The sequence below is a fragment of the Massilia eburnea genome, assembly GCF_050709955.1.
Lineage (GTDB): Bacteria > Pseudomonadota > Gammaproteobacteria > Burkholderiales > Burkholderiaceae_D > Rugamonas > Rugamonas eburnea_A.
The window spans coordinates 35,031-52,598 of the sequence record NZ_JBNZFX010000017.1; the positions used below are offsets into that span (position 1 = coordinate 35,031).

The 17,568-nt window shown below is 60.7% G+C and carries 12 protein-coding genes and 6 pseudogenes; 13 read left to right on the top strand and 5 right to left on the bottom strand.

The window, feature by feature from the left end:
• Nucleotides 1-6 precede the first annotated feature (6 nt).
• From ACQ4MM_RS10160 to ACQ4MM_RS10175, 4 genes are all read left to right on the top strand, one after another.
• Nucleotides 7-1,068, top strand: coding sequence for a patatin-like phospholipase family protein (locus tag ACQ4MM_RS10160; RefSeq protein WP_431477260.1), 1,062 nt, complete (start codon nt 7-9; stop codon nt 1,066-1,068).
• A gap of 86 nt (nt 1,069-1,154) precedes the next feature.
• On the top strand, nt 1,155-2,618 hold the full coding sequence (locus ACQ4MM_RS10165) for a catalase (RefSeq protein ID WP_431477261.1): 1,464 nt from the start codon (nt 1,155-1,157) through the stop codon (nt 2,616-2,618).
• Between the two features lie 127 nt (nt 2,619-2,745).
• Nucleotides 2,746-3,870, top strand: coding sequence for a M14 family metallopeptidase (locus ACQ4MM_RS10170; RefSeq protein WP_431477262.1), 1,125 nt, complete (start codon nt 2,746-2,748; stop codon nt 3,868-3,870).
• Between the two features lie 4 nt (nt 3,871-3,874).
• The gene (locus ACQ4MM_RS10175) at nt 3,875-4,342 is read left to right on the top strand and encodes a CYTH domain-containing protein (RefSeq protein WP_431477263.1); all 468 of its coding nucleotides are present in this window, start codon (nt 3,875-3,877) and stop codon (nt 4,340-4,342) included.
• 88 nt (nt 4,343-4,430) lie between these two features.
• On the opposite strand, the gene ACQ4MM_RS10180 is transcribed toward ACQ4MM_RS10175, so the two are convergent.
• From ACQ4MM_RS10180 to ACQ4MM_RS10200, 5 genes are all read right to left on the bottom strand, one after another.
• On the bottom strand, nt 4,431-5,696 hold the full coding sequence (locus ACQ4MM_RS10180) for a DUF2863 family protein (protein ID WP_431477264.1): 1,266 nt from the start codon (nt 5,694-5,696) through the stop codon (nt 4,431-4,433).
• Nucleotides 5,697-5,894: 198 nt separating this feature from the next.
• Nucleotides 5,895-8,603, bottom strand: coding sequence for an aconitate hydratase AcnA (gene acnA, locus ACQ4MM_RS10185; protein ID WP_431477265.1), 2,709 nt, complete (start codon nt 8,601-8,603; stop codon nt 5,895-5,897).
• Between the two features lie 16 nt (nt 8,604-8,619).
• Complete coding sequence (locus tag ACQ4MM_RS10190; protein ID WP_431477266.1) at nt 8,620-9,021, bottom strand: hypothetical protein; 402 nt, start codon at nt 9,019-9,021, stop codon at nt 8,620-8,622.
• Nucleotides 9,021-10,022, bottom strand: coding sequence for an HpcH/HpaI aldolase/citrate lyase family protein (locus ACQ4MM_RS10195; RefSeq protein WP_431477267.1), 1,002 nt, complete (start codon nt 10,020-10,022; stop codon nt 9,021-9,023). Before ACQ4MM_RS10195 ends, ACQ4MM_RS10190 begins: the two co-directional genes overlap by 1 nt.
• 93 nt (nt 10,023-10,115) lie before the next feature.
• On the bottom strand, nt 10,116-11,105 hold the full coding sequence (locus ACQ4MM_RS10200) for a malate dehydrogenase (RefSeq protein ID WP_431477268.1): 990 nt from the start codon (nt 11,103-11,105) through the stop codon (nt 10,116-10,118).
• A gap of 174 nt (nt 11,106-11,279) precedes the next feature.
• Here ACQ4MM_RS10200 and ACQ4MM_RS10205 point away from each other — a divergent pair.
• The 9 genes and pseudogenes from ACQ4MM_RS10205 (at nt 11,280) to ACQ4MM_RS10245 (ending at nt 17,182) form a co-directional block, all read left to right on the top strand.
• A pseudogene (locus ACQ4MM_RS10205) lies at nt 11,280-12,057 on the top strand (GntR family transcriptional regulator).
• Nucleotides 12,058-12,197: 140 nt separating this feature from the next.
• Nucleotides 12,198-12,613, top strand: a pseudogene (gene sdhC / locus ACQ4MM_RS10210) (succinate dehydrogenase, cytochrome b556 subunit).
• Nucleotides 12,614-12,985, top strand: a pseudogene (gene sdhD, locus ACQ4MM_RS10215) (succinate dehydrogenase, hydrophobic membrane anchor protein).
• 3 nt (nt 12,986-12,988) lie between these two features.
• Nucleotides 12,989-14,783, top strand: a pseudogene (gene sdhA / locus ACQ4MM_RS10220) (succinate dehydrogenase flavoprotein subunit).
• Nucleotides 14,784-14,862: 79 nt separating this feature from the next.
• Nucleotides 14,863-15,036 (top strand): annotated as a pseudogene (locus tag ACQ4MM_RS10225) (2Fe-2S iron-sulfur cluster-binding protein); the annotation flags it as partial.
• 79 nt (nt 15,037-15,115) lie between these two features.
• Complete coding sequence (locus ACQ4MM_RS10230; RefSeq protein WP_431477271.1) at nt 15,116-15,466, top strand: 4Fe-4S dicluster domain-containing protein; 351 nt, start codon at nt 15,116-15,118, stop codon at nt 15,464-15,466.
• Nucleotides 15,467-15,518: 52 nt separating this feature from the next.
• Complete coding sequence (locus ACQ4MM_RS10235) at nt 15,519-15,809, top strand: succinate dehydrogenase assembly factor 2 (RefSeq protein WP_431477272.1); 291 nt, start codon at nt 15,519-15,521, stop codon at nt 15,807-15,809.
• A 244-nt stretch (nt 15,810-16,053) separates the two neighbouring features.
• Complete coding sequence (locus tag ACQ4MM_RS10240; RefSeq protein WP_431477269.1) at nt 16,054-16,338, top strand: citrate/2-methylcitrate synthase; 285 nt, start codon at nt 16,054-16,056, stop codon at nt 16,336-16,338.
• Nucleotides 16,262-17,182 (top strand): annotated as a pseudogene (locus ACQ4MM_RS10245) (citrate/2-methylcitrate synthase). Before ACQ4MM_RS10240 ends, ACQ4MM_RS10245 begins: the two are co-directional and overlap by 77 nt.
• Nucleotides 17,183-17,568: the final 386 nt, after the last annotated feature.

Here is a 17,568-nt window from a genome sequence, read left to right on the forward strand (position 1 = left end):
AAGGGCATGCCGGGGCAAGTGGTACTGGTGCTGCAGGGCGGCGGCGCGCTGGGCGCTTACCAGCTTGGCGTCTACCAGGCCATGCACGAAGCGGGTGTCGAGCCGGACTGGGTAATCGGGACCTCGATCGGCGCACTGAATGGCGCCATCATCGCCGGCAATCCCCCGGAGCAGCGCTTGCCGCGCCTGCGCGCGTTCTGGGAAGCGATGGAGCGTCACGATATATTCGGCAGCCTGCCGCCGGCATTTGCCAATGCGCTCACGCTGGCGCAAGGCATTCCCGCCTTCTTCGATCCCAACCCGCTCGCGTGGTGGAATCCTGCCGCCCCGCTGGGCGTGGAGCATGCTTCGTTTTACCGCACCAATGCGCTGCGCAATACGCTCGAAGGCCTGGTGGACCTGGCCTACCTGAATGAGCGCCACACCCGCCTGACCGTCGGCGCGGTCAATGCACGCAACGGTGTCATGCGCTATTTCGACACGCGCAAGGAAGCGCTGGAGCTGTCGCACGTGATTGCATCGGGCGCCATTCCACCGGCCTTTCCGGCGGTGCGTATCGGCAGCGAACCCTTTTGGGACGGCGGCATCTACTCCAACACACCGATCGAGGCGGTGCTGGATGACGAGCCGCGCCGCGATTCGGTGATTTTCTCGGTCCAGGTGTGGAACCCGGACGGCAGCGAGCCGCAAAGCGTGCTGGATGTACTTGAGAAGCACAAGGAGATCCAGTATGCCAGCCGCGCCAGCCATATCGAACAGCAGCGCAAGCTGCACCGCCTGCGGCGCGTGATCCGCGAACTGGCGATGAAGGTGCCGGAAGATGTGCGCACCTCGCCGGAAGTGCGCGAACTGGCGCTGTGGGGCTGCGGCACGGCGATGCACGTGGTGCTGCTGAAGGCGCCCCACCTGAGCTGCGAAGACCATACCAAGGACATCGACTTCTCGAGCGCTGGCATCAATCAGCGCTGGCAGGCCGGCTACGCGGATGCGCAGCGGGCTTTCAAGGCAAAGCCATGGGCCGCAGGAGCGGACACTTTCGAGGGGATCGCCATTCACGAACAATTTTAACTATCATTTTCATAGAATTAATCAAATTTATCAATCGCTCGTGTCTCTTTAGAATGATTTCACCAATCACATGAAGGAGCCAGTAAATGAGCCAGACCCCTATCACCACCGCATCCGGCATTCCAGTTGTCGACAACCAGAACTCACTGACTGCCGGCCCGCGTGGCCCCGTCCTGCTGCAGGACTTCCACCTGATTGAAAAGCTCCAGCATTTCAACCGCGAGCGCATCCCTGAGCGCGTCGTGCATGCCAAAGGCTCCGGCGCTTACGGCACCTTCACCGTCACCCACGACATCGGCAAATACACCAAGGCCAAGCTGTTCTCGGCTGTCGGCAAGCAGACCGAAACCTTTGTGCGCTTTTCCACCGTTGGCGGCGAGCGTGGCAGCGCCGACACCGAGCGCGATCCGCGTGGCTTCGCAGTGCGTTTCTACACTGAGGAAGGCAACTGGGACCTGGTCGGCAATAACACCCCGATGTTCTTCATCAAGGACGGTATCAAGTTCCCGGACTTCATCCACACCCAGAAACGCGACCCGCAAACCAACCTGAAATCGCCGACCATGATGTTCGATTTCTGGAGCAGGACGCCGGAGTCGCTGCACCAGGTCACGATGCTGTTCAGCGACCGCGGCACGCCCGACGGCTACCGCCACATGGACGGTTTCGGCAGCCACACCTTCAGCCTGATTAACGCTGCCGGTGAACGCGTTTACGTGAAGTGGCACCTGAAGACCAGGCAGGGCATCAAGAACCTGAGCCCGGCCGAGGCAACGCGCCTGGCCGGCGCCGACCCGGATCATGCGCAGCGCGACCTGTTCAACGCCATCGCATCCGGCGATTTCCCGCAGTGGGAGGTGAAGATCCAGGTGGCGACCGAGCAGCAATTGGCAGTGTGGGAAAAGCGCACCGGCTGGAATCCGTTCGACCTGACCAAGGTGTGGCCGCATGCGGACTTCCCCTTGATTCCTGTCGGCGTGCTGGAGTTGAACCGCAATCCGGTCAATTACCATGCGGAGGTGGAGCAGGCGGCGCTGTCGCCGGCCAATGTGGTGCCGGGCATGGGCTATTCGCCGGACAAGATGCTGCAGGCGCGCTTGTTCGCTTATCACGATGCGCAGTTGTACCGTGTGGGCACCAACCACCAGCATCTGCCGGTGAATGCGCCGCGCTGTCCATTCCATAATCAGCAGCGCGATGGCGCGATGGCGGCGGGCTTTGGCGGCGCGGAGCAGAATTATGCGCCGACCGATGCGGCCGGCAGCAATCCCGAGGGCATGGGGCATGGCGAGCCGGTGCTGGCGCTGAATGGCGGGGCGGGGCGCTTCGATGGGCGGGGCCGGGAGGATGATTACACTCAGGCGGGGAACCTGTTCCGGCTCTTGCCGGCGCAGGAGAAGCTGAACCTGTTCGAGAATATTGCCGGGCCGCTGAGCCAGGTCAACGATGAGATTATTCAGCGGCAGCTGGGGCATTTCGACAAGGCGGATGCGGCATACGGCGCGGGAGTGCGGGCGGCGTTGAAGGCGCGGGGACGGAACGTCGACTAGAACCGCTACCCCGATGTCTGACCCGCAGGGTCATAGGTGTCTGACCCTGCGGGTCAGACACCGGGTTACCGGTTTGGATGTGTACAATAGCGGTTCCGATCAACCCAAGCCTCTGAACGGGATCGTAATGACCATCAAAATCAGCCAGAATTTCGACTCTGGCGCCATCGAAGTAGTCCGCGCCGACAACGCTGCGAACATCGAACTGAAACTGCGCAAGGACAACGCCGCCGACATCCACCAGTGGTTCCACTTCCGCCTGCAGGGCGTGCGTGGCGAAGCGGTGACGATGAAGTTCGTGAACGCAGGCGACGCTACCTATGCCAAAGGCTTCGAAGACTACAACGCTGCCGCCAGCTACGATGGCGAGAACTGGTTCCGCGTCCCGACCTCGTTTGATGGCCAGGTAATGACCATCAAGCACACGCCGCATAACGACAGCGTGTACTACGCTTACTTCGAGCCCTATTCGTGGGAACGCCACCTGCGCCTGCTGGGCGAAGTGGCAGAGAACCCGATCGCGCGCGTGCTGGATATCGGCTCCTCGATCGATGGCCGCGACATGAACCTGGTCGTCATCGGCGAACCGGAAGCTGAAAAGAAAATCTGGTTCATCGCCCGCCAGCACCCGGGCGAGTCGATGGCTGAATGGTTTACCGAAGGCCTGATCGATTCCCTGCTGGATGACGCCAACCCGATCGCGCGCAAGCTGCTGCAGCGCTGCTGCTTCTACATCGTGCCGAACATGAATCCGGACGGCTCGGTGCGCGGCAACCTGCGCACCAACGCCGCCGGCGCGAACCTGAACCGCGAGTGGATGACGCCTTCGCTGGAACGCTCCCCTGAAGTGCTGTGCGTGAAACAGAAGATCCACGAAACCGGCGTCGACATGTTCTTCGACATCCACGGCGACGAGGCGCTGCCTTACAACTTCGTGGCCGGTAACGAAATGCTGGAGAACTTCACGCCGGAGCAGATGGCGCGCCAGAAGAACTTCATCGACCGCTACAAGAACGCGACTCCCGACTTCCAGGATGCGGTGGGCTATGCGCCTTCCAAGTACAAGGAAGACATGCTGACGCTGGCGTCCAAGTACATCGGCCACCACTTCAAGGTGCTGTCGCTGACGCTGGAGATGCCGTTCAAGGATAACGCGGACCTGCCGGTTCCGACCGTGGGCTGGAATGGTGCGCGTAGCGCGGCCCTGGGCGCTGCGATCCTGCAGCCTATCCTGCTGTCGCTGGACGAGTAAGCTGATGGGTGTCGAGATCGAGCGTAAATTCCTGGTGAAGAGTGATGGCTGGCGCGTGCAAGGCGAGCCGGTGCTGCTGCGCCAGGGTTACCTGTCTTCGCATGCCGAGCGCACCGTGCGCGTGCGGATCGAAGGCGAGCGCGCGGTCTTGACCATCAAGAGCAAGAACGTGGGCGCGGCGCGCGGCGAATGGGAATATCCTGTTCCCGTCGCCGACGCCGCTGAACTGCTGGACCGGCTGTGCGAGCGGCCGCTGATCGAGAAATACCGCCGCCGTATCCCTTACGCTGGCTTGGTGTGGGAAGTGGACGAGTTCCTCGGCGAGAACGCCGGCCTCGTCGTCGCCGAGATCGAATTGCCGGCCGAGGACGCAGTGTTCGACAAGCCGGAATGGGCTGGCGAAGAGGTTACACACGATTTGCGCTACTTCAATTCGAACCTGGTCAAGCAGCCGTATTCCACCTGGAAGTGAATTGCCTGCGGCGTGGGCATGGATCCCGGCACAGCAACCGATGCCCCAGCCCCAAGAAAAAGCCCGCGTTGACCGCGGGCTTTTCTTCTTAGTGGAAGTGCTCGCTGCCTGAGGCGGCGTCTTCCGGCATTTCGGCGTGGACCAGTTCGCCTGACGGGTCGGCGAAGAGCGGGGCGCCGCAATCGTCGCAGTATTCGGCGACATACTGCTCGCCCAACTTCTTCACCTGCGATACGCCGGCGGCGTTCAGGTGTTCGACGATTTCTTCGACCGGCGTGCGCGGCTTGAGCAGTTCGGCCATGCTGCCGGACAGGCCTTCAGCCGGGGTGCCTTCTTCATCTTCCTGGCCGTACAGCGGCCACACCACGCCGTACATCACGTCGCTGTCGGAACGGCGGGTGAAGGCGACGCGGTATTCATCGACCTGGCCATCCGGCGCGGACTCGTCGCCGAAGCCGGCGATCACCGCGCGCAGGTCCGATGGCTCGCAAGCCAGCGAATGCGTCAGGTAGTGCACGGCAGCGCGGATCGAGACCGGGCGAATCAGCTTGTCGGCTTCGCGGCAGCCGGTGTAATAGGCTTCCGGCAGCAGCATTTCGATGCCGCAGCCAGTCAGCAGGCGCGCCACGGTCGGCGTGGCTTGAGTGGTCCAGGCGGCCAGCGCATCGCGCCGTGCTTCGGCTTGCGTGGCGTGCTGGGCCGGCATCTGCCAGGTGAACATCGGCGCATTATGCGGGGCCACCACGGCCACCATCAGGTAGCGGGTGTCGGCCAGGAACGGCGCGGTTTCCAAGGCCTTGGGTTCGGACTTGATGGCCTGGCCTTTCAGGGCCGCCTGCGCCAGCTTGTGCACCTTGGAATAGGCTTCGGCGTGGGTGCGCGGCAGCTGGTCGATCGAGTACAGGGTGGACGACATCGCCATGTGCGTGCCATCCGCCAGCAGGTGGGCGGAGAAGTGCGCCGACAGCGTATTCAGGATGTCGGCCGGAATCGGGCCGGAGGCGATCGAAAAACGCGTCCAGGCCAGCACCGGGGCGGCCACCAGCAGGATGTCGTACTCGCGCGATTCGCCATCGACCTCCACCACGATGGAGTCGGACTCGCTGACCGCCTCCACGCTATCCATCAGGATGTCGTAGCCAGGCAGGTCCACGCTGAACAGCGAGTTCAGGGCTGAGTCGACAGTGTCCTGATGTCCTGTGCGCAGCAATTTGTGCAGTTGGGCATCCAGCACCCTTTCCCAGTTACGCTCTTCAATGCGGCTGGCGGCCTGGCCCAGGGCTTGGGCGAGGGAGATAAGGCGCTGGCTGTCGGCAGATAATTTATGGGTTGAATCTTTGGATGGGCGACGCATAGCGCTTTTCTTAGTGAAAAAGGAAACCTTGGTACCCTTATTGTAGTGGATTCAGCAAGACTCGGCGTTTTAAACCGGTAAACCGGTGTCAGACCCAAGGGTCAGACTCAAAAACAAACGCCGGGCACAGGCCCGGCGTTCGAGTTGGCGGCAGAGCATGCGGGTCTGACCCTTGGGTCAGACCCTGCCTTACCGGTTTTAGGCAGCCAGCAGCTGGCGCAGCACGAATGGCAGAATACCGCCGTGCTTGTAGTAGTCCACTTCGATCGGGGTGTCGATACGCAGCAGGACTTGCACTTCCTTGCTCGAGCCGTCAGCGTGGTGGATCACCAGGGTGGCTTGCTGTTGAGGCTTGATGTCGCCTTCCAGGCCCTTCAGGTCGTAGGTTTCGCCCTTGCCGGTGATGCCCAGCGATTCCACGGAGTCGTTGCCGATGAATTGCAGTGGCAGCACGCCCATGCCCACCAGGTTGGAACGATGGATACGCTCGAAGGAACGGCAGATCACCGCCTTCACGCCCAGCAGCTGGGTGCCCTTGGCTGCCCAGTCACGGGAGGAGCCGGTGCCGTATTCTTCGCCGCCGAAGATCATGGTCGGGGTGCCTTCTTCAACGTAGCGCATTGCTGCGTCGTAGATCGACAGTTGTTCGCCCGATGGCTGGTGCAGGGTGATGCCGCCTTCAACCGCGGAACCGTCAGCCTTGGCAGGGATCATCTTGTTCTTGATACGCACGTTGGCGAAGGTGCCGCGCATCATGATCTCGTGGTTGCCGCGGCGCGAGCCGTAGGAGTTGAAATCGGCCTTCATCACGCCGTTTTCCTTCAGCCACTTGCCTGCCGGGCCGTCTTCCTTGATCGAGCCTGCCGGCGAGATGTGGTCGGTGGTGATGGAGTCACCGAACACGCCCAATGCGCGCGCGCCCTTGATGCCGGTTTCCGCCGCCTTAGGTTTCATCTCGAAGCCATCGAAGAATGGAGGTTCTGCGATGTAGGTCGAATCTGGCCAGTTGTACACTTGGCCTTCGGTCGACGATACGGCTTCCCACAGCTTGCCTGGGTTGCCTTTGACGTCGGCGTAGTTGGACTTGAAGACTTTGGAGTTCATCGCGAACTTCATCAGCGCTGCGATCTCTTTCGAGGTCGGCCAGATGTCGCCCAGGTACACGTCCTTGCCATCCTTGCCCTGGCCGACCGGTTCGGTCATCAGGTCGCGGGTCACGTTGCCGGCGATCGCGTAAGCGACGACCAGCGGCGGCGATGCCAGGAAGTTGGAGCGGATGTTCGGGTGAATACGCGCTTCAAAGTTACGGTTACCGGACAGCACGGCAGCAGCAACGATGTCGTTGCCGGTGATGGTGGCGTTCAGTTCCGGGGTCAGGTCGCCAGCGTTGCCGATGCAGGTGGTGCAGCCGTAAGCGGTCACGCCGAAGCCCAGTTTTTCCAGGTATGGCAGCAGGCCGGCGGCGGTCAGGTACTCGGTCACAACGCGGGAGCCAGGAGCCAGGGACGATTTGATGTGCGGAGCCACGGTCAGGCCGGCTTCCACAGCTTTCTTGGCCAGCAGGCCAGCTGCCAGCAGCACGCTCGGGTTCGAGGTGTTGGTGCAGGAGGTGATAGCGGCGATCAGCACGTCACCGTTCTTGACGTTCACGCCATTGCTGGTGGTGTAGGTCTTGGTCAGTTCGTCGGCCTTCTTGTTGAAGCCGTTCTCGGTGGTTGGCTTGGAGAACAGTTCGGTGAAGGTGGACTTGACGTTGCCGATTTCGATACGGTCTTGCGGACGCTTAGGACCGGCCAGCGAAGGAGCAACGGTGGACAGGTCCAGGTGCAGTTCGCGGGTGAAGTCGATTTCGCCTTTCTTCGGCACGCCGTACATGCCCTGTGCCTTGAAGTAGGACTGGAATGCAGCGATTTCTTCCTTGGTGCGGCCGGTGCCTTCGAAGTATTCGATGGTCGCGTCGTCGACCGGGAAGAAGCCCATGGTCGCGCCGTATTCCGGCGCCATGTTGGCGATGGTTGCGCGGTCGGTCACGGACAGGGACTCGGTGCCTTCGCCGAAGAACTCGACGAACTTGCCCACGACTTTCTCTTTACGCAGCATTTCGGTGATGGTCAGCACCAGGTCGGTCGCGGTGCAGCCTTCGCGCAGCACGCCGGTCAGGTTGACGCCGATCACGTCCGGGGTCAGGAAGTACACTGGCTGGCCCAGCATGCCGGCTTCCGCCTCGATGCCGCCCACGCCCCAGCCCACTACGCCGATACCGTTGATCATGGTGGTGTGGGAGTCGGTGCCTACCAGCGAGTCAGGGTAGTACACGCCGGAGCCATTGTGCACGCCGCGTGCCAGGTATTCCAGGTTGACCTGGTGAACGATACCGAAGCCTGGAGGAACCACGCCGAAGGTGTCGAAGGCTTGCATGCCCCACTTCATGAACTGGTAGCGCTCGTTATTGCGCGAGAATTCCAGCTTCATGTTCAGGTCCAGCGCCTTAGGCTCGCGGAAGTGGTCGATGGTGACCGAGTGGTCAACCACCAGGTCAACCGGCACCAGGGGTTCGATCTTCTTAGGGTTGACGCCCATTTTGGAGGCGACGTTACGCATGGCAGCCAGGTCGGCCAGCAGCGGAACGCCGGTGAAGTCCTGCAGCACAACGCGGGCTACGACGAATGGGATTTCGTCGGTGCGGGCAGCGGTAGCGCCCCAGTTAGCCAACTGCTTGACGTGCTCTTCGGTCACTTTCTTACCGTCGCAGTTACGCAGAACGGATTCCAGTACGACGCGAATCGATACCGGCAGGCGGGAAATCTTGGCGCCCAGTTCCTTTTCCAGGGCCGGCAGGGAGTAGAACTTACCCTTCTTTGCCCCGATCGGGAAATCCTTAAGCGTATTCAGTGTGTTGCGGGACATGTCCTCTCCTTATTGATTAAAGTCCGAGCGCTTGATCAGATGTCTTGCATTCGTTCGCCAGTTGGCGGTTCACCTTGGAATCCAGCAGCATGCCCTTGGCAGGGATGCCGATCCAGATCAAGCCTGCAATCTTGTTCTCGAAGCGAGCCGCACCGGTGGAGGTGGCTTCGCGAGTCAGACGGTGCAGGCGGTTCTTCCAGCGCATAACGATGCTGTTGCCGTCGTCCGCGTTGCTGTAAATGGTGATCTTGTTGCCCAGTTCGCAGGCGTAATTGGTGGCAGTGCGCCCGCTCACGCTCGATTCCGGCTCGCCTTGGGTGGCAGCTGGCTTGGCGGCTTTCTTAGGGGCTGCGTGGGCGGAAGGGGCTGCGATGGCGAGGGCCATGGCGCAGGCGGTGATCAGTTTCATAAACGACATTATTGGGTTCCTTTTGATTCGGCCACCCCGACTAGGGCGGCAACGGAGTCCGGCAGCGGCAGGCCTGCGAGCTTGGCTCGCTGCAGAACCGTCCAATAATAGCGATAGCTCGCGCGGTCATGCAAGCGACCATGCTGGTTAATCGGGCCCCACTGTACCTTCTCTGCCTCATGCAGGATGGTTGCGGCCTCGTTTACCTCGGATGCGCGCGGCGTAAATGCTTTTATGACAGGTTTTATCTGGCTCGGGTGGATGCTCCACATGCGGGTGAAGCCGAATTCCGCGGCTGCGCGCTGGGCATCGGTCGCCACCACGGCGGAATCCTTGATTTCAGTGGTCACGTTATGCGACGGCACCTTGCCGTGCGCATGGCAGGCGGCGGCGATTTCCAGCTTGGCGCGCACCACCAGCGGATGGGTGAACTGGCCCGGCGTGCGCATGGCGCTGCCCGGCACTGCGCCGTAGTGGGCCGAGACGAAGTCCATGATGCCGAAGGACAGGCATTCGACCTGGGGCAGGGCGGCGATATCGTGCACGTCGCGCAATGCGCCATGGGTTTCGATCAGCACGTGCACCGGCACCGGAGATGCGCGGCCGGACTTGGCGGCATGCTGGTTCACCAGTTCGATGGCGCGCGCGACTTCCTGCACGCTTTCCGGCTTGGGGATCACGATGTAGGCCAGTTTGTGGCCCGCTTCGGTGCAGATGATTTCGACGTCGCGTTCGAAGAACGGGCTGTTGATGTCGTGCACGCGGGCGCCGATGCGGTTGAATGCATTGGCTTCGTCCAGCAGCAGCAGGGCGACCAGCTTGGCGTGGGATTCTTCGTTGCCGGCGGCGGCGCCGTCCTCGCAATCGAAGGTGATGTCGAACAGGGGACCAAGCTCTTGTTGCAGGGCCATGGATTTGCGCATCAGCTTTTCACTGCCGGCGTAGTGGTCGCAGGCAGGGAGCAGCAGCGGCTGGCGTGTGCCCTGGAATAAAACCTCGGATGGATGCATTGGTACGTTAGATGAAACAGCAGCCGCGCTGCCATCGGCAGCGCGGCGGGTACGGCGGATCGGTGGTTTAACCGGTTCCACTGTAAAAGACGATTATGGCAGCAGGTGCTTCACGCCTTCACGCTCTTCGGTCAGTTCCTTCAGCGTGATGTTGATGCGCTCTTGCGAGAATGCGTCGATGTCCAGGCCCTGGACGATCGTGTATTCGCCGTTTTCGCAGGTTACCGGGAAGCCGAACATGGTGCCTTCAGGGATGCCGTAAGAGCCGTCGGAAGGGATGCCCATGGTGGTCCACTTGCCGTTGGTGCCCAGTACCCAGTCATGCACGTGGTCGATCGCAGCGTTGGCTGCGGAAGCTGCGGAAGACAGGCCGCGTGCTTCGATGATCGCCGCGCCGCGCTTGCCCACGGTTGGCAGGAAGGTGTTGGCGTTCCATTCCTGGTCGTTGATCATGTCCTTGACCGATGCGCCGCCGATGGTGGCGAAGCGGTAGTCGGCGTACATGGTTGGGGAGTGGTTGCCCCATACGCACAGCTTTTCGATGTCTTTGACAGCCTTGCCGGTCTTGGCAGCAACTTGCGACAGGGCGCGGTTGTGGTCCAGGCGCAGCATGGCGGTGAAGTTCTTCGCTGGCAGGGAAGGAGCGGACTTCATGGCGATGAAGGCGTTGGTGTTGGCTGGGTTGCCGACCACCAGAACTTTGACATTGCGCGAAGCGACGGCGTCCAGTGCCTTGCCCTGCACGGTGAAGATCTGTGCGTTGGCTTCCAGCAGGTCTTTACGCTCCATGCCTGGGCCGCGCGGACGGGCGCCAACCAGCAGGGCCACGTCGGCATCCTTGAAGGCGGTCATCGGGTCGGCGTGGGCGGTCATGCCGGCCAGCAGCGGGAATGCGCAATCGTCGATTTCCATCATCACGCCTTTCAGCGCTTTCTGGGCCTTCTCGTCAGGGATTTCCAGCAGTTGCAGGATGACTGGCTGGTCTTTGCCCAGCATGTCGCCGTTGGCGATACGGAACAGCAGGGAATAGCCGATCTGGCCGGCGGCGCCGGTAACGGCAACACGCATTGGGGTTTTAGCCATGGTGAATCTCCAAAGTGGACGTGAAAACGGTATAAGCTCGTAATGATACGACAATTCGGGCGAGTGTAGGCGCCTGTCGACTGGCTGTCAATCCTATCTTATGTCTTATATAAGACATATAAGTTATAGGATTTTTCTGGACGGCAGGGGGCGGATGTGGTGGAATAGCGGGCTATGAATCCCGTCACGCCCAACCAGACCACTTCTGACGCCTTAGGCGCGGCCGGCGCTCCGTCCCCCACTTTTTCTCCCCTGTACCAGCAGATCAAAGGCCTGATCACCCAGAGCCTGCAGTCCGGCGAATGGAAGCCGGGCGAGATGATCCCCAGCGAAGTCGAATTGGCCAACCGTTTCAAGGTCAGCCAGGGCACCGTGCGCAAGGCGATCGACGAACTGGCGGCGGAAAACCTGGTCATGCGCCGCCAGGGCAAGGGGACGTTCGTGTCCACCCACCACGAGGCGCGCGCGCATTTCCGCTTCCTGCGCCTGGTGCCGGACGAAGGTGTGCCGCATTATCCCGAATCCCGGTTTATTGAAGTCAAGCGCCTGCGCGCGCCGGCTGAAGTGGCGCGCCTGCTCGACCTGAAGTCGGGCGATGCGGTGGTCTACATCAAGCGCGTGCAAAGTTTCGACAACGTGCCCACCCATCGTCGAAGAGCTGTGGCTGCCCGGCGTGATCTTCAAAGGCCTGACGGCGGAACGCCTGAATGAATACAAGGGCCCGATGTACGGCCTGTTCGAATCCGAATTCGGTACCCGCATGATCCGGGCGGAAGAAAAGATCCGCGCCGTGTGCGCCGAGGAGGGCGATGCCGCACTGCTGAAAGTTGCGGCAGGCATGCCGCTGCTGTGCGCCGAGCGCGTTTCCTTCACTTACGGCGACAAACCGGTCGAATTGCGCCGCGGCCTGTACCTGACGGAACGCCATCATTATCAAAATGATCTCAGTTAAGGTGCGCTGCAATAATATTTTGGTGATATGTAACCAATACATATTGGTCGTAAGAGCAAAAATCGGCGAAAATCGTAGCTTCGCCAAGTTTGGCAAATCATTTGTAATAAAGCATAGGGAGGTTGTATATGACTGAAGCCGTGCGGGAAACCCCAAAAAAAGAGCGGCCAGAATTCCCGTAACATCCACGTTACGGATCTGATGAACTACCGGTTGCCGATGGCTGGCATCGTCTCCATCCTGCACCGCATCAGCGGCGCCCTGATGTTCCTGCTGTTGCCGTTCGTGCTGTACCTGCTGCAGGAGTCGCTGCGCCTCCGAGTCCACCTTCGGCAATTTCATGCTGATCGCCTCCCACCCGATCGCGAAACTGGTCATGCTGGCACTGATCTGGGGCTACAACCCAGCACTTCTGCGCCGGCGTACGTCACCTGATCATGGACCACCCACGTGGGCCTGGACAAGGATTCCGCGCGCAAGTCCGCCACCGTCGTGGTCGTGATCACCGTTGTCGTGACCGCGCTGGTCGCACTGAAATTTGTTTGGAGTGTTCTAAATGGCTAACAATAACATCGGCCCAAAACGCCTGGTTGTCGGCGCCCACTACGGCGTCAAGGATTGGCTGGTCCAGCGTGTGACCGCCGTGCTGATGGTGGTGTACACCGCCCGTCCTGTTTTTCCCTGATCTTTACTTCGTCGAACCCATCGTACGAAGGCTGGGCAGGCCTGTTCGCGCAGCAGTGGTTCCAAGCTGTTCAGCGCAGTCACCCTGTTGGCGCTGTTCTATCACGCCTGGGTCGGCATCCGCGACATCTGGATGGACTACATCAAGCCGGTCGGCCTGCGCCTGTTCCTGCAATCGATCGCAACCATTGGCTGGCTGATCGTCTGCGCCGCCTGGTCGATGCAAATTCTGTGGAGTGTGTAAATCGTGGCAGCTATCAAATCTGCAATCCCTACCCGCCGCTTTGACGCGGTGATCGTTGGCGCCGGCGGTTCCGGCATGCGCGCCTCCCTGCAACTGGCGGAAGCCGGCCTGAACGTGGCCGTGCTGTCCAAGGTGTTCCCGACACCGCTCCCACACCGTGGCAGCGCAGGGCGGCATCGGCGCCTCGCTGGGCAATATGTCGGAAGACAACTGGTACTGGCACATGTTCGACACCGTCAAGGGTGGCGACTACCTGGGCGACCAGGATGCGATTGAATTCATGTGCCGCGAAGCACCGAAAGTCGTCTACGAGCTGGAACACTTCGGCATGCCTTTCGACCGCAACCCGGACGGCACCATTTACCAGCGTCCGTTCGGCGGCCACACCGCGAACCTGGGCGAGAAGCCTGGTGCAGCGCGCGCTTGCGCCGCGGCTGACCGTACCGGCCACGCACTGCTGCACACCCTGTACCAGCGCAACGTGCGTGCCCGCACCCACTTCTTCGTTGAGTGGATGGCCCTGGACCTGGTGCGCGATGCCGACGGCGACGTGGTTTGGCGTGGTTGCCCTGGAAATGGAAACCGGCGAATGCATGATCCTGGAAGCCAAGACCACCACTCATCATCGCAACCGGCGGCGCAGGCCGCATCTTCGCAGCATCGACCAACGCCTTCATCAACACCCGTGTGACGGCATGGGCATGGCGGCACGTGCCGGCCTGCCGCTGCAAGACATGGAATTCTGGCAGTTCCACCCGACCGGGCGTAGCCGGCGCGGGCGTGCTGATCACCGAAGGCGTGCGCGGCGAAGGCGGCATCCTGATCAACTCGAACGGCGAACGCTTCATGGTAGCGCTACGCTCCGACCCTGAAAGACCTGGCCCGCGCGACTTCGTATCGCGCTCGATGGACCAGGAGATCAAGGAAGGCCGCGGCTGCGGTCCTAACAAGGGACCACGTCCTGCTGGACCTGCGCCACATCGGTTCGGACACCATCCAGAAGCGCCTGCCATCGATCCTGGAAATCGGCCACAAGTTCGCCAACGTCGACGCGACCAAGGAACCGATCCCGGTGGTACCGACCATTCACTACCAGATGGGCGGCATCCCGACCAATATCCACGGCCAGGTAGTCGTGCCTAACGGCGACGGCAGCCAGAAGATCGTGAATGGCCTGTACGCAATCGGCGAATGCGCCTGCGTCTCCGTGCACGGCGCCAACCGCCTGGGCACCAACTCCCTGCTGGACCTGGTGGTATTCGGCCGCGCAGCCGGCAACCACGTGGTGGCACAGAAACCTGAAGCAGAAGGAAAACAAGCCGCTGCCGAAGGACGTCCGCCGACTTCGCAATGAACCGCCTGAACCACCTGGAAACCTCCACTGGTGGCGAGCGCGTGCAAGACGTCGCCAACGACATCCGCGCCACCATGCAGAAGTACTGCGGCGTGTTCCGTACCGACGAAATGCTGGCCAAGGGCGTGGAAGAGATCCTGAAGCTGGACGAACGCCGCAAGCACGTGTCGTACAACGACAAGTCCAAGGTATTCAACACCGCCCGCGTGGAAGCACTGGAACTGGACAACCTGATCGAAACTGCGAAAGCGACCATCGTCTCGGCCAACGCGCGTAAGGAATCCCGTGGCGCCCACGCCCAGGACGATCACCCGAACCGCAATTGACGAAGAATGGATGAAGCACACGCTGTGGTTCTCGGAAGGCAACCGCCTGGAATACAAGGCAGTCGTCACCAAGCCGCTGACGGTTGATACCTTCAAACCGAAACCACGTACTTTCTAAGCAAGGGCCTCACAACATGGCACGCACTCTCAAATTCAAGATTTACCGTTACGATCCGGACAAGGACGCCAAGCCGTACATGCAAGACCTGACGGTCGAGCTGAAAGACACCGACAAGATGCTGCTGGACGCACTGCAGCGCATCAAGTCCGACGTTGACGACTCGCTGTCGCTGCGCCGCTCCTGCCGCGAAGGCGTGTGCGGTTCCGACGCGATGAACATCAACGGCAAGAACGGCCTGGCCTGCACCACCAACCTGAACGAGCTGAGCGAGCCGATCGTGCTGCGCCCGCTGCCAGGCCTGCCGGTGTGTGCGCGACCTGATCGTCGACATGACCCAGTTCTTCAAGCAATACCACTCGATCAAGCCGTTCCTGATCAACGACTCGATCCCTCCGGGAGAAAGAGCGCCTGCAGTCGCCTGCGGAGCGCGAAGAGCTGGACGGCCTGTACGAGTGCATACCTGTTGCGCCTGCTGCTCGACTTCCTGCCCATCGTTCTGGTGGAACCCGGACAAGTTCGTCGGCCCGGCCGGCCTGCTGCAAGCCTACCGCTTCATCGCCGACTCGCGCGACGAAGCCACCGGCGAGCGCCTGGATAACCTGGAAGACCCGTACCGTCTGTTCCGTTGCCACTCGATCATGAACTGCGTCGGACGTGTGCCCGAAAGGCCTGAACCCTAACAAGGCGATCGGCAAGATCAAGGAACTGATGGTGCGTCGCGCCATTTAATAAATATGGCCGAACTCGAAAAACGAGGCGCATCAGGCCGATCCGACCAACCGTGCGCGCCTACGCTGGCGCGCACGACGGGGCCTGCTGGAAAACGACCTTATCCTGACTCGTTTCCTCGATGCGCACGAAGCAGGATTGACCGACGAGGAAGTGGACGCGTTCACGCGACTCCTCGATTTGTCGGACAATGCACTGATGGATCTGGTCTTGGCCCGTAAGGAGCCGGAAGGCGAAATAGACCTGCCGCATGTACATGCGTTACTGGCTCGCCTGCCGCCAAGCCTGAGTTAAGTTTTTTTATTTGCTGCATCTCTCCCAAAGGAAGAGTCCATGAACATCTCTGATACCAAAGCAACGCTATCGTTCTCCGACGGCAGCCCATCGGTCGAAATGCCGATCTACAAGGGCACCGTGGGCCCGGACGTCATCGACATCCGCAAGCTGTACGGCACCACCGGCAAGTTCACCTACGACCCAGGCTTCATGTCGACCGCGTCGTGCAACTCCTCGATCACCTACATCGACGGTGACAAGGGTGAGCTGCAGTACCGCGGCCTACCCGATCGAGCAACTGGCCGTGAACGCCGACTTCATGGAATCGTGCTACCTGCTGCTGAACGGCGACCTGCCGAACGCAGTGCAGAAGAAGCAGTTCGTCGACACCGTGACCAAGCACACCATGGTGCACGAGCAGATGCAATTCTTCTTCCGCGGCTTCCGCCGCGACGTCGCACCCGATGTCCGTGCTGGTTGGCACCGTCGGCGCGCTGGCATCGTTCTACCACGACTCGCTGGACATCAACGATGCCAAGCAGCGTGAAATTTCCGCCATCCGCCTGATCGCCAAGCTGCCGACCCTGGTCGCCATGGCATACAAGTACTCGGTTGGCCAGCCGTTCGTGTACCCACGCAACGACCTGTCGTACTCCGCGCCAACTTCATGCGCATGATGTTCGGCCAATCCATGTGAAGAGTACAAGGTCAACGACGTGCTGGTGCGCGCCCTGGACCGCATCCTGATCCTGCACGCAGACCACGAGCAGAACGCTTCGACCTCGACCGTCCGTCTGGCCGGTTCGTCGGGCGCCAACCCGTTCGCCTGTATCGCTGCCGGTATCGCTTGCCTGTGGGGCCCTGCCCACGGCGGCGCGAACGAAGCTGCGCTGAACATGTTGAAAGAAATCGGCACCGTCGACAAGATCCCAGCCTTCATCGCTCAGGTGAAAGACAAGAACTCCGGCGTCAAGCTGATGGGCTTCGGTCACCGCGTGTACAAAAACTTCGACCCGCGTGCGAAGCTGATGCGCGAAACCTGCCACGAAGTGCTGCAAGAGCTGGGCCTGCAAGACGACCCACTGTTCAAGCTGGCCATGGAACTGGAAAAGATTGCGCTGAACGACGAATACTTCGTGTCCCGCAAGCTGTACCCGAACGTGGACTTCTACTCCGGCATCGTGCAGTCGGCACATGGGCATCCCGGTGTCCCTGTTCACCGGCATCTTCGCCATGGCCCGTACCATCGGCTGGATCGCCCAGTGGAACGAAATGATCGCCGACCCAGAGCAGAAGATCGGCCGCCCACGCCAGCTGTTCGTCGGCTCGGCAGTGCGCGACGTGCCTCCGCTGAAAGACCGCAAGTAATCTTGCAGCTTTCCTGGCAATAAAAAAAGCGAGCTTCGGCTCGCTTTTTTTTGGGGAAAATTCGGCGCCAAATTCGGTGCCAGGTCTGTCATTCGGACAAGCATGAAGCACTATTGATTTAGCTCGAAAAGTCATTTTCCGCGACGTCGCGGGTGATGTGTGAACGCCCGTATTGGAGAGTATTGAGAATTATCAAAAGTGCGTGTTGGCTGTCCGAATGACAGACCTGGCACCGAATTGGGCACCGAATTGTGGCAGACGAATTCGCCAGGCTCGGTATCGTTAATTGCTACTCATGGGAGCGCCATGCTAGCACTGAAAATCGAACTGCGGATCCCCTAGAATAGGGACGTCCAAGCATGCCATGATGCTAATCCTTATATTTAGCAAGGAAATAACGCATGTTGAA

What these genes read in the sequence shown, in the direction of transcription:
- ACQ4MM_RS10190 (WP_431477266.1), bottom strand. Translation starts at nt 9,021, where the DNA reads ATGTCGTTTATGAAACTGATCACCGCCTGCGCCATGGCCCTCGCCATC.
- ACQ4MM_RS10165 (WP_431477261.1), top strand. Translation starts at nt 1,155, where the DNA reads ATGAGCCAGACCCCTATCACCACCGCATCCGGCATTCCAGTTGTCGAC.
- acnA (WP_431477265.1), bottom strand. Translation starts at nt 8,603, where the DNA reads ATGTCCCGCAACACACTGAATACGCTTAAGGATTTCCCGATCGGGGCA.
- ACQ4MM_RS10180 (WP_431477264.1), bottom strand. Translation starts at nt 5,696, where the DNA reads ATGCGTCGCCCATCCAAAGATTCAACCCATAAATTATCTGCCGACAGC.
- ACQ4MM_RS10195 (WP_431477267.1), bottom strand. Translation starts at nt 10,022, where the DNA reads ATGCATCCATCCGAGGTTTTATTCCAGGGCACACGCCAGCCGCTGCTG.
- ACQ4MM_RS10170 (WP_431477262.1), top strand. Translation starts at nt 2,746, where the DNA reads ATGACCATCAAAATCAGCCAGAATTTCGACTCTGGCGCCATCGAAGTA.
- ACQ4MM_RS10200 (WP_431477268.1), bottom strand. Translation starts at nt 11,105, where the DNA reads ATGGCTAAAACCCCAATGCGTGTTGCCGTTACCGGCGCCGCCGGCCAG.
- ACQ4MM_RS10230 (WP_431477271.1), top strand. Translation starts at nt 15,116, where the DNA reads ATGACCCAGTTCTTCAAGCAATACCACTCGATCAAGCCGTTCCTGATC.
- ACQ4MM_RS10160 (WP_431477260.1), top strand. Translation starts at nt 7, where the DNA reads ATGCCGGGGCAAGTGGTACTGGTGCTGCAGGGCGGCGGCGCGCTGGGC.
- ACQ4MM_RS10175 (WP_431477263.1), top strand. Translation starts at nt 3,875, where the DNA reads ATGGGTGTCGAGATCGAGCGTAAATTCCTGGTGAAGAGTGATGGCTGG.